General features: G+C 63.9%; 11 protein-coding genes and 2 pseudogenes. 6 read left to right on the top strand and 7 right to left on the bottom strand.

Annotated features, from left to right (window positions below):
- Window positions 1-388 precede the first annotated feature (388 nt).
- Entirely contained in the window at window positions 389-859 is a 471-nt protein-coding gene (locus OF850_RS19635) for a hypothetical protein (protein ID WP_301592032.1), read from the bottom strand.
- Window positions 860-1,606: 747 nt separating this feature from the next.
- Here OF850_RS19635 and OF850_RS19630 point away from each other — a divergent pair.
- Both OF850_RS19630 and OF850_RS19625 read left to right on the top strand, forming a co-directional pair.
- Window positions 1,607-2,284 carry a class 1 fructose-bisphosphatase gene (locus OF850_RS19630; protein WP_301592031.1) on the top strand — a complete coding sequence of 226 codons (678 nt, stop codon included), beginning with the start codon at window positions 1,607-1,609 and terminating at the stop codon, window positions 2,282-2,284.
- A gap of 45 nt (window positions 2,285-2,329) precedes the next feature.
- Complete coding sequence (locus OF850_RS19625; protein WP_301592030.1) at window positions 2,330-2,560, top strand: hypothetical protein; 231 nt, start codon at window positions 2,330-2,332, stop codon at window positions 2,558-2,560.
- Window positions 2,561-2,707: 147 nt separating this feature from the next.
- Here OF850_RS19625 and OF850_RS19620 read toward each other — a convergent pair whose 3' ends face one another.
- Complete coding sequence (locus OF850_RS19620) at window positions 2,708-3,481, bottom strand: substrate-binding domain-containing protein (protein WP_301592029.1); 774 nt, start codon at window positions 3,479-3,481, stop codon at window positions 2,708-2,710.
- A gap of 73 nt (window positions 3,482-3,554) precedes the next feature.
- Between OF850_RS19620 and OF850_RS19615 the strand changes: the two are divergent.
- Both OF850_RS19615 and OF850_RS19610 read left to right on the top strand, forming a co-directional pair.
- Window positions 3,555-4,379, top strand: a pseudogene (locus OF850_RS19615) (recombinase family protein).
- Window positions 4,380-4,409: 30 nt separating this feature from the next.
- The gene (locus OF850_RS19610; RefSeq protein ID WP_301592028.1) at window positions 4,410-4,874 is read left to right on the top strand and encodes a hypothetical protein; all 465 of its coding nucleotides are present in this window, start codon (window positions 4,410-4,412) and stop codon (window positions 4,872-4,874) included.
- Window positions 4,875-4,983: 109 nt separating this feature from the next.
- Here the strand turns inward: OF850_RS19610 and OF850_RS19605 are convergent, their stop codons facing one another.
- Complete coding sequence (locus tag OF850_RS19605) at window positions 4,984-5,229, bottom strand: hypothetical protein (protein ID WP_301592027.1); 246 nt, start codon at window positions 5,227-5,229, stop codon at window positions 4,984-4,986.
- Between the two features lie 412 nt (window positions 5,230-5,641).
- A pseudogene (locus tag OF850_RS19600) lies at window positions 5,642-5,869 on the bottom strand (transposase); the annotation flags it as partial.
- A gap of 114 nt (window positions 5,870-5,983) precedes the next feature.
- Between OF850_RS19600 and OF850_RS19595 the strand changes: the two are divergent.
- Window positions 5,984-7,104, top strand: a protein-coding gene (locus tag OF850_RS19595) for an IS3 family transposase (RefSeq protein WP_408906482.1) whose coding sequence is annotated in 2 segments (ribosomal slippage) — window positions 5,984-6,227 and window positions 6,227-7,104 — 1,122 coding nt in all. Because the reading frame shifts where the segments join, the coding sequence is not laid out codon by codon here.
- A gap of 163 nt (window positions 7,105-7,267) precedes the next feature.
- Here the strand turns inward: OF850_RS19595 and OF850_RS23775 are convergent.
- Window positions 7,268-7,975, bottom strand: a complete 708-nt coding sequence (locus OF850_RS23775; RefSeq protein ID WP_368044708.1) for a PEP-CTERM sorting domain-containing protein — start codon at window positions 7,973-7,975, stop codon at window positions 7,268-7,270.
- A gap of 2,274 nt (window positions 7,976-10,249) precedes the next feature.
- On the opposite strand from OF850_RS23775, the gene OF850_RS19590 reads away from it, so the two are divergent.
- Window positions 10,250-12,583, top strand: a complete 2,334-nt coding sequence (locus OF850_RS19590; RefSeq protein WP_301592025.1) for a PAS domain S-box protein — start codon at window positions 10,250-10,252, stop codon at window positions 12,581-12,583.
- Between the two features lie 188 nt (window positions 12,584-12,771).
- On the opposite strand, the gene OF850_RS19585 is transcribed toward OF850_RS19590, so the two are convergent.
- Entirely contained in the window at window positions 12,772-13,068 is a 297-nt protein-coding gene (locus tag OF850_RS19585) for a response regulator (RefSeq protein ID WP_301592024.1), read from the bottom strand.
- A 1,204-nt stretch (window positions 13,069-14,272) separates the two neighbouring features.
- A complete protein-coding gene (locus OF850_RS19580; RefSeq protein ID WP_301592023.1) occupies window positions 14,273-15,088 on the bottom strand; it encodes an FkbM family methyltransferase in 816 nt (271 codons plus the stop codon).
- Window positions 15,089-15,312 lie beyond the last annotated feature (224 nt).

Below are 15,312 nucleotides of genomic sequence, written 5' to 3'. Positions count from 1 at the left end.
ACATCGCTGGCGCCGCCCGACAGCAGCTACCTCGGGCGCAACGCCGCTTAGACGACAAACGATCGGCAACCATCCGCTGCAGGAGAAGCATGTGCGCAGTTCATCTAACCTCTGGTGCATTTCTTGCAAGAGGCTGCCGACGGGCTCCCCGGATTGAGCGAAGCATAGAGTACATCAGTTCTGGGCCGATGGCGCTCTATGCCATCCTAATCTACGGCCCCGCGCTGCTGTCGATCCGCGTCGGGAGCGAACTAGACCGCCACGCTGCCATGAAAGATCGACGGACTCTCTCGATGACGCCGCTCAATCGCAACTCATCGAACCTGGCACGGGGAGCTGGTTATCCTCGTTGAGTTTCCGCCGTCACGCTTTTCTCGAGAGGCGCGCCTCAGGCCGCCTGCTGAGCCAGATGACTTCGGGGTTCGCGCTGCCTCGGCGGGTTGATCCGGCATGAGGCGAGGTAGAAACCCGAAACGTAGAGAACGATCCAGGCGAAATTCGCTACTCGCAGAGGAGAGACGGCGAAGCCTGTCACCACGATGGCCGCTAGCGAGACCAGCGCCGTAATCCCCAGAGCGACGCGCGGGACGGCGAGCACCGTCCGTATGGGGTTCGCCTGACCTTCCTTGAGGCGGCGGAGGATGCCTTGAACGAGAACGGCGACAAAGGCGCCACTAGTGGGCTGACCGGCGGAGGCGATAAAATCCATGAGATCCCACGGGGCCGGATCGTGCCACCGGAGCGCCAGCGCAAAAATCCCCACGAGGCAGCTGACGCCGAAGATGGCGATTGAAAGCTCGGGTCCGCGGGTGCGGTCTGCGACGGGCTGGAACACGCGGTCGAGCAGAAAGCGATCCATCCGTTCCTTTCCCATTATTTCGCGGGACACGTGGCTCAGGCCCTTGAGTACTAAGTCGGATGGAGCGGCCTGGGTTGCGGAGAACCTCCCACGACACGAAGCACAGCCTGAGGTCGCTTTGTGCATCCGATGCCACGATAAGCAGCGGCATGCCCAAATACCACCGGCGCCCTTTTCAGATGAAGAACGCTTCGCGTTGAAGGGGGCACACGAGGCGCCCGTCACGGGATTCCATGACAACGCATGCTGGGACCGGGCCAATCGCGGACGCAACGTTCATCATAATCTCAAGCCGCTCTCGATCGTCTCGCTGACGATGCAGATACACTCGCTTGAGAGGCTTTCTCTCGGTTATCCCATCTTGCTGACGAAGCTCCGCAGTCCACCTGGAAGGACATCCGGAAGCCAGGCGCCGGCCATTCCTTTCTCAACGTCTCCATCGCCTGCCAGCGCGACCAGTCGGCCGACCAGAAGCGATATCGGACAAGGGCTTGGCCTGGGACCAACGCCTTCTTTTCTTCCTTGGTGATCGGCACCTCCTCGACGCGACGCAGGGTCCAGGTGGTACCCCAGGTGGCGGCCATCCACTGGATGGACTTCGGGTCGTGCGGCCCGAGCTGCAGGATTGGCCAGGGGATCGGCACCAGGCTGTGCATGTCGAATGGGCAGTCCGCCCTTCCGCCGTGCTCGCCTTAGCGGGCCAGGGCCGCTGCTATGCCAATGCCTGATTGTAAGGAGCCCAACTGCATGCAGCGAGTCAGCCTTTCCCGCTTCCTTATCGAGCAGCAGCAGGCGGGCAGCGCCCTGCCGCCCGAGCTGCGTCTGCTGATCGAGGTGGTGACCCGCGCCTGCAAGGCGATCAGCCACACCATCAAAAAGGGCGAACTCGGCGGCGTGCTGGGCTGCCTCGGTCAGGAGAACGTCCAGGGCGAGGTTCAGAAGAAGCTGGACGTCATCGCCACCGACATCCTGCTGGAGGCGAATGAGTGGGGCGGCGACCTTGTTGCCCTGGCGTCCGAGGAGATGGAGGCGGTCCATCCCATCCTGCACCGCTATCCGCGCGGCGAGTACCTGCTAGTCTACGACCCGGTCGACGGCTCCAGCAACATCGACGTCAACCTCAGCATCGGCACTATCTTCTCGGTGCTGAAGGCGCCACCGCATTTCTCTGACCGTCCCGCCGAGGAGGCCGATTTCCTCCAGGCCGGGCAGCACTTGGTCGCGGCGGGCTACGCCCTCTACGGGCTGCAGACGACGCTGGTGCTGACCTCTGGCCAGGGCGTGTTCGACTTCACCTTGGATCGCGAGGTGGGCTCCTTGGTGCCGACACAGCCCAACAAGACCAATCCAGGCGGGCACCGCGAGTTCGCCGTCAACATGTCGAACGAGCGCCACTGGGCGCCGGGCGCGCGGCGCTACATCTGAGACTGCCTCGCAGGAAGGGAGGGTCCACGCGGGGCGGACTTCAACATGCGCTGGACCGGCTCCATGGTGGCCGACGTCCAGCGCATCCTGACCCGTGGTGGCATCGTCCTTTACCGGTGGGACGCGCCAGAGCCGGACCGGGCGGGCAAGCTTCGCTTGATGTACGAAGGGAACCCCCTGGGGATGCTCATTGAGCAAGCAAGCGGGAGCGCCAGCGACGGCACCGGCCGCATCTCGACATCGTCCCTACAAGCCTACACCAGCGCGTTTCGGTGATCCTGGGATGCCGGGAGGTAGTGGCGGAAGCCGTCAAACACAGGGCGTGATCGAGCCGATCCTGCGAGCGAGCACTCTGCTGGTGGTTGGGCCGCCGCAGGAGGCGATCAGGGAGGCGCAGGGCCGGTGGTCACCGATACGGCCCCTTCACGGGGCAGGCTCGGGCCTGTCGGCGTTCGGGAAGAAGAGCTGCTCGCCGTTGACCCTGTAGCCGGCGATTGCGCCTTGCCCGGCAGGCGAGGTGATCCAGTCGACGAAGCGCTGTGCCTCGGCTGCCTTCACGTGCGGATGGCGCTCGGCGCTCACGACCATGACGCCGTACTGGTTGAACAGACGCTCATCGCCCTCGGCCAGGATGCGCAGATCCTGGCGGTTTCGGAAGGACAACCAAGTGCCCCGATCCGACAGCACATAGGCGCCCTGCGCGGCGGCGGCGTTCAGCGTCTCGATCATGCCCTGGCCCACCTCGTGGTTCCACTGCCCGCGGCCTTGCGCTGGGCTCACGCCAGCCAGCTGCCACAGGCGAAGTATGGCTGTGTGCGTGCCGCTGCGGTCGCTGCGGCTGACGAAGCGCGCGCGGGCCTCGGCCATGCGGCGCATTGCCTCCGTGATGTCGCGAAGCCCGGAGATACGGGCGGGGTCGCTGGCCGGGCCGATCAGCACGAAGTCGTTGTACATCACGTGGCGGCGCGGGCCTCCGAAACCCCCGGCGACGAAGCGCTCCTCCGCCTCACGGTCATGCGTGAAGACCACGTCGGCATCGCCGCGACGCCCCGCGTCCAGCGCCCGCCCGGTGCCGAGCGCCAACACGCGGACCGCGATGCCCGTCTCCCGCGTGAAGAGCGGCAGGATGTGGCCGAACAGCCCCGACTGCTCTGTGCTCGTCGTGCTGGCGACGGTGATCGCGCGCTCCTGTGCCATGCTCGGCAGAGCAAACCCTGCGAAGGCCACAGCAAGAGCGGACCGGCGAAGGGCGTTCCACATGACATGAGTCATGCAGACAATCTCAATACATGTCCATGGTCTCATATCCGATCCGTCCGCGCGCAGCTTCACGAGCCTACGCTTCGACGATGCGGCTGGGGGGCCGCCCAGAAACCCGGCTAGAAAAGCATCTGCCCAAACCGCCCGCGCGGAGGTGGTCGCCCCCGCCCTGTTCGAGGGGCTGCCGGAGGGGCCGCGCCTCATCGCCTACGCTCGAGTGTCCACAAGTGAACAAACGGCCGAGCTGCAACGCCAGGCGCTGGCCGAAGCCGGCGCCGCGGTGGTCCATGTGGACGACGGCGTCAGCTACTCGGTCATGCAGCGGCCCGGCCTCGAGGCGGCGCTTGCCGCGCTGCGGCCCGGCGACACCCTGGGGGTGTGAATGCTCGATCGGCTCGGTCGCACAACCGTGGGCGTGCTGCAACTGCTCCGGGACCTGGATGAACGGGAGATCCACTTCCTCAGCCTCACGGAGGGCTTCGACACGCGCACGCCAGCCGGCCGCACCTTGATGCAGATGGTGGCGGTCTTCGCAGAACTGGAGCGCAGCACCATCCGCGGGCGCGTCATGGCCGGCCTTGATGCGGCGAAGCGCAACGGACGGATGCTGGGGCGCCGGCCCGCCTTGACGGCGGCGCAGCGCGATCACGCCCGCGAATTGCTCGCCGCCAGCCGCAGCCAGGCCGAGGTGGTGCGGATCCTTGGCGTCGGCCGGTCCACCATTCAGCGGCTTGAGGATCAGACGGCCGAGGACGACTTCGGAAGCAAACTGGTGGCGTCGAAAGGGACGGTTTCGCCAGGCGCGCTCTCGGGCGAGGATAACCGCGGCGTTTGACGAGGTCCTCCTCCCCGACGAGGCTGAGCCATGATCCCAGCCGACGAATGCGAGTGGGAAAGCCGTTGTGCGTGGATCGCCGCGTTGGTGCCGGCTCTGAGGCGAGCGCCCCAGGCCTTGCCGATCGGCTGGCTGGGTCTCGTCGAGGACGCCGCGGAGCAGTTGGCGGCTGCGGGTCTCGGGGACGTCCTGTCGCACGCGCATCTGCGGGAGAAGTTCGGTGGCATCGATGTGGCCGCGAAGCCGGCGCCGGAGGCGAACCCGCTGCGCGTCAAGGCGGCCCAGGCGATCCTGGCCCAGCTGTCGGACGCGTCCCGGCGAACCTGTGCGCGCCATGGCACGCCCGATGGCCGGCTTCGCACCCTGGGGACATGGAAAGTCACGCGGGGCGAGCGGGCCTGGGCCGAGGCCCAGGCGCATGGCCGCTCGACTTGCACCCCTTCGCCAGGCCCGCTGAAAGCGGCCGTCCGGGGACCGCAAGGAACTGAGCCGTGAAGGCCATGTCCTGCGCCATGCTGCGCCGCATCAAGGAACTCTGCCGCGAGGCCGGCGTCGAGCCGGAAGGCCTATGGCTGATCCAGGCCGGTCACGCGGTGAGGCAAGATCACTCCTCCAGGACCTCCAGCGACCCGTCGGCCCGCTGTCGCACCAGGCGGCCCTTCTCGTCGATGCCTGAGGCGCCCGTCCGCTGCCCGATCGTGGCGTAGAACTCGCGGATCTCCGCGCTTGGGTTGCGGAAGTTCTTGTGCATCCGGGCCATCACCTCGGCCCGCTCTGCTTCGGTGAGGCGGTGAAAGGGCACGCGACCGTCCGGGGCAGCTGGGTCAATGGCCTCGGGCCGGTTCGTCATAGCGGCGCTCCTGCTCGGCTGCTGCGCTATCATATAGGTTTCGTGACGATGAAAGTGTCGCCTGCGAGCAGCGTCACGTCGGCCTCCAGGGCCGGTGGCTCGAAGCCTCCGAACTCGCAGTGAAGGTCGGACAGGACGTGCAGGCGCATCAGTAGTCCGGCTCGACTACGTACCTCTCCGCGGCCCTGACAACGGCTCGTGGATCATACGCGATCACCTCAAGCGGGATCCTCCAGTCGGCAAATTCCGCATTGGGGCCCGTCAGCCAGACGGCCAATTGCCAGCCCTCGAGCTTGCCGCGCATCGCCCGCAGCAAGGGCCGAAACTCCGGCCGCGGCTGTCCGGCCGGGTCGAACTGGAAGAGCGGATAAAGGGGTTGGCCGTTCTCGTTGACGGCAAAGACCCGCTCGGCGTCCAGCCAGGCCTGCACCTCAAGCCGCTTGAGCTTGGCGTTTTCTTCCTCAAGCTGCTTGAGCCGCCGGATCTCCACCACACCCATCTCGGCGAACTGCTTCTTCCACCGGTAGAACGTGGGCTCGGACACGCCGAGCTTGCGGCAAATCTCGGCCACCGCCGTGCCGCTTTCCGCCTGCCGCAGGGCAAAGGCAATTTGCTCGTCCGTGTATCGCTTCTGCTTCATGGCACCTTTCCCCCTCCTCAGGGGTTCAGCGTGTGAGGTGACACGGCGGAAGTGGTCCGGTCCTGATGTTAGCTTTTCGGCGGATTTCCCCAGATTGGACGGAGGAGATTGGCCATGAAGAAGCGATACTCGGTGGAGCAGATTGTTGCGGTGCTGAAGCAGGCGGAGCTGGGCCTGTCGGTCGTTGAGCTGACGCGCCGGGTCGGCATTTCGGAGCAGACCTTCTATCGCTGGAAGAAGCAGTACGCTGGACTGGAGACCGACCAGGTCCGGGAGTTCAAGCAGCTCGCGGAGGAGAACACCCGGCTGAAGAAGCTCGTCGCGGAGTTGAGCCTGGACAAAGCCGTGCTGCGGGACGTGCTGTCAAAAAAGTTTCCCGGCCCGCGCTCATGAAGGAGGTTGTGGCCTACGTGGCGAGCCGCCACGGCTACAGCGAGCGCCGGGCTTGTTCTCTGACGCGTCAACACCGCTCGACGCAGCGCAAGCCGAGCACGCGGGATCCGCGTCTCGAGATCCGTCAGCGCATGCGCGAGATCGCGGCGACCCGAATCCGCTATGGCTACCGACGCATCCACATCATGCTCCGGCGCGACGGCTGGGAGGTCAGCCGCAACCTCGTCTGGCGTCTATACCGCGAGGAGGGCCTGTCCCTGCGCAGCAAGCGGCCAAGGCGGCGCAAGATGGCAGTGCACCGGGAGGCACGCTGCATTCCCAGACGACCAAACGAGGCCTGGAGCCTGGATTTCATCCACGATCAGCTCAGCCAGGGCACCAAGTTCCGAGCGCTGACGGTGGTCGATGTCTACAGCCGTGAAGGCTTGGCCATCGAGGTGGGCCAGCGGCTCCGGGGCGAGCACGTGGTCGAAGTGCTGAACCGCTTGGTGCGCCAGCGCGGTGCCCCGAAGTATGTGTTTGTTGACAATGGGGCGGAGTTCACTGGTCAGCTGGTCGACCTGTGGGCCTATCACCACGGCGTACGGATCGACTTCTCGCGCCCTGGCAAGCCGACGGACAATGCGTTCATCGAGACGTTCAACGGCTCGCTGCGCGACGAGTGCCTGAACCTGCACTGGTTTGAAACGGTGGCCGAGGCACGGGCGGTGATCGAGGCTTGGCGACGGGACTACAACGAGAGCCGACCTCAGATGGCTCTTGGCCAGCGGACGCCGCAGGAATACCTTTTGCTGACACGCCCTTCACCAGCGGTGGAGGGTTCGACGACCGGCGGAGGCTAACACTGCACCTGGACCACCACAGCCAAGCGCCTCACGTGCCCGAAAAATTTGCGCTTCACCTGGACCAGTTTCCGGGGTCAGGACCACCATAAGTAGGCAACAAAAAGAAACGCGCCCAGGTCACTCCCGGACGCGTCAGACGCTTGAGCAGATTAGAGCTGTCTCAGTGCGTATCGCTCTTAATCCTGCGACGACGAACCAAGCCTAGGCCCGTCAATGCGGTGCCGAGGAGGACCAGCGTCGCCGGCTCCGGAACAGGCCTTGGCCCTGTCACGACTACGCGGCCGCCGACGACACAAGTGGCAGAGCTACAATCCCCACGAAAAGCATTGTCATCCCCGTAGGAAGCCTCGAAGCGCCCGTTACTAAGCGTCAAGGAGAAACGGGAGCCAGACTGCGAGCTGATGACGCTTCCCGTGAAATTTTGTCCGAACGGACCACTGCTGAACGTATAACCATCGCCCCCCGAAGCTAGGCTGTTACCAGATACCAAGAGAAATTGATTGTCGAGTACCGCGACTACCTCGTCCCATGGAGTATAGGTAAACGTAAACCGCAGATCAGGAAGCGAGGATAAATATGCCGGGAGGCCTGGATCATTGGGCAGAACTGAATTTCGGTAATCGAAAGAGAACCCATTGATGTACTGCTCATCCGTTACAATCAAGCGTCCGTCGAATCGTGTGCTGCCCTTGGCTCCAGCAGGATCCCAATTATCGCCTGGACCAAAACTAACAAGATTAGTCGGACCTGTCTGATTAAAATTGAATATTACGTCCGCTTGAGCCGATTGTATGCTTATCAGAGCGCAAAGGCTCACTGTCAAACCAAGCGCAAGGCGCGTAACTCGCGAAGTGATGCTTCCTCGCATTTTTCCTCTCCCGAACCGCACAAAAAGGTGCGCGAGGAACTCAGAAGCAAAATATACACCAAGTCTTAAGCGACTGAATTCACTGATGATATGGGGTGGTAATAAATCGAGTGGCAAATTTTCCGACAGCAGTTGAAGGCGAGAGCGGTGAGCTAAATCGGTGACAGAGCTATCCATCCTGATTGCTCGTAGGTCGACGTGCCAGGCTCCCTGCTTGCTGAGTCCACCGCCATAACTGCCATTACCGGCGGGTCAATGCGGCTGCGCACGCATTCCTACGTATGAAAATTGTGGAGAACGGCGCAGCGGAAAATGCTAAAGGGAATCAAGCCTTTGCCGCTCTCCCCCCAATCCCAGCGGCTGAGGTGAGGCCGTGCGGGCTCCCCCCGCCCGCACGGCCGCGCTCCCCATTTCCCCAGAGCGCCCGGCCAGTTTTCTGCACGCATCCGATGCGACGGCATAGGTCGTAATCCTACGTAGGTGCCGTGGCATCAGAATTGCACCCAGCCTCTGCCTTCGTAAGTCGGCGCTGCCGGTTCCTGGCTCGCCGGGCCACCGCTATGGCGAACGCCACCAACTGGTCGATCCGGCCGCGCGCTTCCTGCTCAACTTTCGCCCACCAGCTGGGTCCACGTCCACCATCGCGTTTGCCACGGCCCAGCGCGGCAGCGCGTTGCCATTATGACGAAGGGTGCAGCCTAGCACCGACGCCTTCAGCGCCCTCACGCTCGGCGCCATACCTTTAAAATCTTGGCCCTGGGGGCGGCGAGGCAACGACACGCCTCTGCGGTCCATCACCTGGAAGAAGGTCGTTCCGCCCTTAACGGTCATGCGCCACGGCCATCAGTTCCACGACTTCAGTCTCGCACGCCAGCGGCTCCACCAGCCACGCGTGATCAATGGTCTGGCAGCGCATTACCGGTTACGACGTGGCCACAATAGGCATGATCGCGTTCAACCTCTGGTTGCTGCCGGGAGCAACAATTGCCGTCATCGGAGCATCGGGCGCTGATCGCCCCCGATGCTCCGAGAAACGCTTTATCTGCCTACAAGTGTCTTCCCCTCTGGCTGCCGACCGTCCAGATTGGCCTCGACAACGTCCGGCGCCAGCAGCGTCAGCCGCAGTACATGAAAGACGTAGGATGCATTGATCCTCTCGATGGTCTCTGGCGTCACAGTAGTAACAGGGCTTCCACGGTTCTCTGAATATAAGCCAGCACGACAGATCGAACGGCCTCTGGCGTGATGGAAGCGCCCACGCCTTTCGGGGCGGGGACGCCCGGCGCGGTTGGTGTGATACATCAGCGCGTCAGTGCAACCCGATGCTATGGGGCTGGTGCCATGAGTCGGAAGGGCACCGCTGGGAATCCACAGGCAATGACCCTTCCCTGGAAACGTCGTGCCGCCAGCGAGCCACGGCCTCTCGCTTCAGCACACCCCGATTCTTTCAAACTGTTGGGGCCACGCACGCTGCGAGCGCTTGAAGAAACGCTCCGAGAAAGCGTCGTACACCCCGCAGCCGGGAACTGTGACCGTCTCGTCACAGGTTGACCCCCGGATCCACGCTCGATGCCGCGCGCCCCGACACCCCACTGAACTGAAACCTTAGCCCGAGTGAAGACGAAAGAAGCAAACGCGATGTGCTCCAGACCGACCGAAGAGCGCCATGAGGTTCACTGCCGCCGCCAATTCAAATGCGAACCCTCATCAGGGGAGACCCGCCGCCCGCGGCGAGACCAAAACACGTGGCGGGAACCCAGACCCAAGAACTGCACGACGTCGCGGCGGCGAGGAGCCTGGACAGGTGGTTCCGGCGGATCTGGCTTCCGGAACGGAGGTCACCTTGCTCGTCACTGACGAGCGCGGCCGTCCCGCGTCAACCCGTCAGGCATCGGGGCGGCTGACGATCCAGTCGGGTGGGCGGACCACAACGGTTCCGCTCCGGGGTGCGGAGCCGAACCGCCTCGTCGGTACGCTCCAGGCGCCGCTCACACCGGGCGCTCGCGGCGTCATCCTAGACATCTGACGCCGCATCGCCCGGAGCAGTAGCTGAGCGTCAAGTCCACTGACAAACCGCCCAGAGGGATGACAGCGGACAGCACAACCTGGAGGGCGTGGTCCGAGAGAAAGGCACCGCGCCAGATCTCGCAGACGGCCTTGTACGACTATTTGCACTTTTGCGCATGGGTTCTCGCCGCTAGACAGACATCAGAACGGGGGCGGCACTCAATGCGCCGCCGAACCTGGACCGAGTAGCCGATGGGTGACCCCTCCGTGACAGACCTGGCCGGCCCCGCTGCGCTGTTCGCGGCATCTCCCGCGCCCATGCTGCTGCTTGCGCCCGACGCGCCCCGGTTCACGATCACGGACGTGAACGACGCCTACCTCGCTGCTGTCATGAGGGCTCGCGAGGACCTCACCGGGCGGGGCGTTTTCGAGGCGATGCCGGATAATCCGGACGATCCGGGTGCCGCGGGCGCCGCCAATCTGCGCGCATCCATTGAGCGGGCCATCACCGGAAAGCAGCCGGACAGGATGCCGTTACAGAAGTACGACATCCCGCGCCCCGACGGCGGGTTCGAGGAGCGTTGGTGGAACCCGGTGAACGCGCCCGTCCTCGACGCAGATGGAGAGGTGGTCGCGGTCATCCACCATGTCGTGGACGCGACCGAGCGGGTCCGCGCGGAAGCGGTGATGCGCGAGAGCGAAGCGCGCTATCGCGCGCTGTTCGAGACGATCGAGTCGGGCTTCTGCATCGTTGAGGTGGACCTCGATGCTCCGGGCGGACGGATCGACTACCGCGTCGTCGAGGCAAACCCCGCTTTCTATCGGCAGGCGGGCTTTTCCGAGGCGGTCCTGGGACAATGGCTCCGCGAGGTAGCTCCCGGTCTCGAGGAGCAGTGGTACGAAGTCTATGGACGCGTCGCCCTCACTGGCAGGCCGGAACGCTTCGAGCAGCACTCGGATATGCTCGGGCGGTCGTTTGAAGTGTACGCGTTTCGCGTGGGTGAGCCCGAGGCCCGGCTGGTTGCGATCCTCTTCAACGACATCTCGGCACGCCGCATTGCCGAGGGCCGACTGCGGGAACTCAACGAAACGCTTGAGCAGAGGGTGGCGGTCCGCACCGCAGAGCGCGACCATCTTTGGAGCCTTTCGCAGGACATGCTCGCCCGGGCCGACTACAGCGGCATGATGTCGGCCGTCAGCCCGGCCTGGACGCAGGTCCTGGGCTGGAGCGAGGCCGAACTGCTGTCGCGCGGCTACGCGACCTTCATGCATCCGGACGACATGCCGCCAACCCTGGAAGCCATCGCGCGCATGGCCGAAACCCGCCAGCCCACGCGCTTCGAGAACCGCATCGCCACACGTGACGGCGGCTTCAAGCCGATTGAGTGGACCGTCGCCCCAGAACCGGATGGCGTCAACTTCATCGCGGTCGGACGCGACCTCAGCCTAGCCAAGGCTCGAGAGGCAGAACTCCTGGCCGCCCAGGACGCGCTCCGCCAGAGTCAGAAGATGGAGGCGATGGGGCAGCTGACCGGTGGCGTGGCCCATGATTTCAATAACCTGCTCACCCCGATCGTCGGCGGCCTGGACATGCTGCAGCGACAAGGCCTGGGCGGTGAACGCGAACGGCGATTGATCAATGGCGCCATGCAATCGGCAGAGCGCGCGAAGATGCTGGTGCAGCGATTGCTCGCTTTCGCCCGCCGGCAGCCGCTGCAGGCGACCGCCATCGACGTCGCCAAGCTCATGGAAGGCATGGCGGATCTCCTTGCCTCGACGACCGGGCCGCAGGTCCGAGTGTCTGTCGACATTGCGAGCGGCCTGCCTCCGGCACACGCCGACCCCAACCAACTGGAGATGGCGCTTCTGAACCTTGGCGTGAATGCGCGAGACGCCATGCCTGACGGCGGTACACTCCGCCTGACGGCCTTTCTCGAGGAGGTGCGGGACACCCATCGGGCGGGGCTCCGACCCGGCACCTACGTCTGCCTGTCGGTGTCGGACACCGGTGTGGGCATGGACGAGGCGACGGCAAAGCGGGCGATCGAGCCGTTCTTCTCGACAAAGGGGATTGGCAAGGGAACGGGCTTGGGGCTGTCCATGGTTCACGGTCTCACGTCGCAGCTCGGCGGCGGACTTTCGGTCGCCAGCCGCCTTGGGGTCGGCACGAACGTCCAGCTCTGGCTACCGGCTAGCGGCGCGACACCTGAGGCAGAGCAGCCTCAGCAATCGCAAGTAGTTGGGCAGGGCGTTGGCACCACTCTGCTCGTCGATGACGAGGAAATCGTTCGGGCAAGCACCGCCGACATGCTCGCCGACCTTGGATACGAGGTCGTGGAGGCGAGTTCCGCAGAGGAAGCTCTGCGCCTCGTCGGCGGTGGATTACGTCCTGACTTGGTAGTCACGGATCATCTCATGCCAGGCTTGAGCGGCACCGATCTCGCCCGGCGCCTGAACGAGCTTCGACCTGGACTGCCGGTGGTCATTGTGTCCGGCTACGCCGAGGTGGATGGGCTGGCCCCCGACCTCCCACGTCTCGCCAAACCGTTTCGCCGGGCGGATCTTGCTGCGAGCCTCGCGGCCGTGGTGCGGCACCGCTGAGTAATCGTGTGAAGGTGAGCCGCTCCCGAACTCTATGACAGCGGAACGTCCAGCGAAGGGCCTGCGTCGCTCCCGACAAGCCGGGGATTGGCAATCCCGTGCTTCCGTGAAGTCTCCACGTCAAAGGTTCCGATCGCACTCGCGAGCTGACCGCCTGGAGCAGGAAGACTTCGAGAAGCTACAGCGGCTCATGCCGCGAACCTGTCTTTCTCGGGGTTGTCCACAACGGATAGTGACCCGCAGTCCTGATCCCGTCTCAGTAAGCGCAGGGCGCGGCCTGCGTGCGTTGACTTTGGCAGCGAAGCCACATGGCGGAAGGCGAAAGGAATATCTCTGGCAGGCTGCTCCATCACGAAGGCAAAGGGAATGCCCTTGCGCTGCAGCATCGCAGCGATGGGAAAGACTGACTCACCGTGCAGTTCGACATCAAGCAAAGCACCCGTGATTCCGGCTTCGCGCTCGAGCATCCGCAGCGCGGCGACCACCGTTGCAACTGGACCCGCGACCCTCGCTCATGCTGCTTCGAGCGAGCGCGCCAAAGCACTCGCGTGAAGGTAATCATCCTCCACCACCAGCACCTTGAGGGTGGGAAAGGTCATATCCGGGTTCATGAAGCGGGGTCTCGGCGTCCAGCGAGGGCCCATATAGCTGCTCGAGAGCACGGTCTATGAGGGAAATCAACAGTACCAAGTAAGCGGACGTGTCCTCGGCAACCAGCGGCGGCCCTCGCGCGGGAAGAGGGATTTGGCCGGAGAGCGCGTCCCAGATCGCTGCAGAATTGTTGCCGCTCCGCGCCGCAACCCGCCTTGGGCTGCCTAGGATATCAGCTCCTACGCGCAAAAGCACGGTGTTCGAGTTGGCAAGTGTCTCGATCGCGTCGTTGCACGCCACGTCGCGCAAGCCAGTAGCATTCCATCGGGCGCCTCTCAACACCACTTGGCAGCCGGAACCTCAGTTTGCCTCGGCTCGTCCTCCTCCCTTCTTGCGGCGCCCGGCCTCACACCGTTTGTCGCCGAACGGCTCGGCAGAGTGCGCAGTGCGCTCTCGCCTCAGCTCCTTGTCACACGCTCAGCCACGCCGCGCACCAACGCACCGAAGTAAGTGCGAGTGTTGCCAATGGCTCCTTCGCGGGTGTGAGGCCATGTCAAGATCGCAGCATGCTGCTCGGCCCGAGTCCCTAGGCGCAGAGAGACCCTGACCGGGTCGTGGAGCGGGCTGGAACCGCATCGTGAACGAGTTTTGCGCAACCGGCCGAAAGTTCTCGTTTTCAAGCGGAGAAGCGTGCCTACTTACATGCGCCAGCACCGTAAATGGCCTAGACTGCGTCAATGACGGGGGTGCGAATGGTATGTGGGGGACGGTTCTGGCGTCGCAGTGGACCTGGGAAGGAAGACCATTCGCGCGATGGTCTACCGTGGCACGAGGCGGTGCGTCTCCTCCTCGTGATATCGGTTTTGCTGTGGCTGATCCTCTTTGTCTCCTGTGAGATATCGCCGCAACCGCTTCGCAGCTCAGACCACATGCAAGCCGAGTCAGAAGGCGGTCTGGGTTGTTGTTTGCCTTGAGAGGAAAGCGGGCACCGTCCCTACGGGAGCTTCTGGTAGCCAGCGGGCGGATTCGCCCATCCCTTACGACGAATAATTGCAGATGGCCCCCTTTGAAGAGGTGCAGCTGCCGCGCCGGGCTCGGTCACGCTGCCAGTGGACCGGTGGAAGACAGGTCTGCAGCGACCGGTACATTGCGTGTCAGCGCCAACGAAGAAACAGCCTTCGCCCGCCGCTTCGAGTCGACAGCCATGAATATGAAGTTGCTGACGTAGCCACCCGCTCGATCCGGGCGCTGATGCTCCTCCAAGGAGAACGCGTCGGCCGGCACGATGTCATCCCCCCACAGAAAGCACCCCTCGTAGCCGCAGTCGGAAAGATACTGGAAGAATTCGAGGGGTTGGCCTTCCTGGTGCACAGCCTTTGCTGTGATCAGAAGCGTGGGGCGGTCGCGATGGAGGATTTCCTCCGCGCCGCGAAGCACGGACATCGCCTGGCCGTCTACGTTGATCCTCAGGAAGCCGACCGGATCGCACACCACATCATCCAGGCGCCGGAGCGCAACGCAGATTGTTTCGCCTTGGGTCGTGTCCGCCGGGTGAAGCGACGAGCGCCTGTTGTCACCGTGCACGCCCCGAAGCTCTGCGAAGCCAGACTGGTCCGAAAGGGCGATACTATGGGTTGTGACGTTTGGCGGAAGCTTGCGCTGCAAGTCCGCCGCCAGCCCAGGTTGCGGCTCGAAGCAATGGACATAGGGACAAATGCGGGAAAGCCGCTCCGCGTAGACCCCGCCCCTAGCCCCAACGTCCACCGCAGCACGGGCGGGATCGGCCAGTCCCTGGAGGAGGTGCCATTCGGGTTCGCCCTCCCGCCGGCGCTCACGCCACATCTGCTCCAACCGGAAGGCGATGCGCGACGGCGCTAGGCGCTTCGCAGTCTTGATAAAAGGGGAGAGCAACATGGTCGGGCGTCCTCATGCCCTGCTGTCGCCGGGCGCTTGCGCTCCGACAACCTTGCACAACTCAAACATTCGTTGGCAAGACCAAGGAGAAAATGTAACGAAAATTCTATTTTTCTGTATGAGCACTGGTTCCGCTGCTGTTGCTCCCCCGGAGAAAGATCCAACCGAAACCCAAAGGTCCTCTTCATGGCTCTAGCACGGAGGTGTCGGGCGACCCTGCGACA

The organism is Sabulicella glaciei (assembly GCF_026183895.1).
Classification (GTDB): domain Bacteria; phylum Pseudomonadota; class Alphaproteobacteria; order Acetobacterales; family Acetobacteraceae; genus Roseococcus; species Roseococcus glaciei.
This window is presented reverse-complemented; position numbering and strand designations above follow the sequence as displayed.

Bases quoted from the DNA above. Each gene is read 5' to 3' on its own strand.
- OF850_RS19635 (WP_301592032.1), bottom strand. From the start codon at position 859: ATGGATCGCTTTCTGCTCGACCGCGTGTTCCAGCCCGTCGCAGACCGC.
- OF850_RS19630 (WP_301592031.1), top strand. From the start codon at position 1,607: ATGCAGCGAGTCAGCCTTTCCCGCTTCCTTATCGAGCAGCAGCAGGCG.
- OF850_RS19625 (WP_301592030.1), top strand. From the start codon at position 2,330: ATGCGCTGGACCGGCTCCATGGTGGCCGACGTCCAGCGCATCCTGACC.
- OF850_RS19620 (WP_301592029.1), bottom strand. From the start codon at position 3,481: ATGGCACAGGAGCGCGCGATCACCGTCGCCAGCACGACGAGCACAGAG.
- OF850_RS19610 (WP_301592028.1), top strand. From the start codon at position 4,410: ATGATCCCAGCCGACGAATGCGAGTGGGAAAGCCGTTGTGCGTGGATC.
- OF850_RS19605 (WP_301592027.1), bottom strand. From the start codon at position 5,229: ATGACGAACCGGCCCGAGGCCATTGACCCAGCTGCCCCGGACGGTCGC.
- OF850_RS23775 (WP_368044708.1), bottom strand. From the start codon at position 7,975: ATGCGAGGAAGCATCACTTCGCGAGTTACGCGCCTTGCGCTTGGTTTG.
- OF850_RS19580 (WP_301592023.1), bottom strand. From the start codon at position 15,088: ATGTTGCTCTCCCCTTTTATCAAGACTGCGAAGCGCCTAGCGCCGTCG.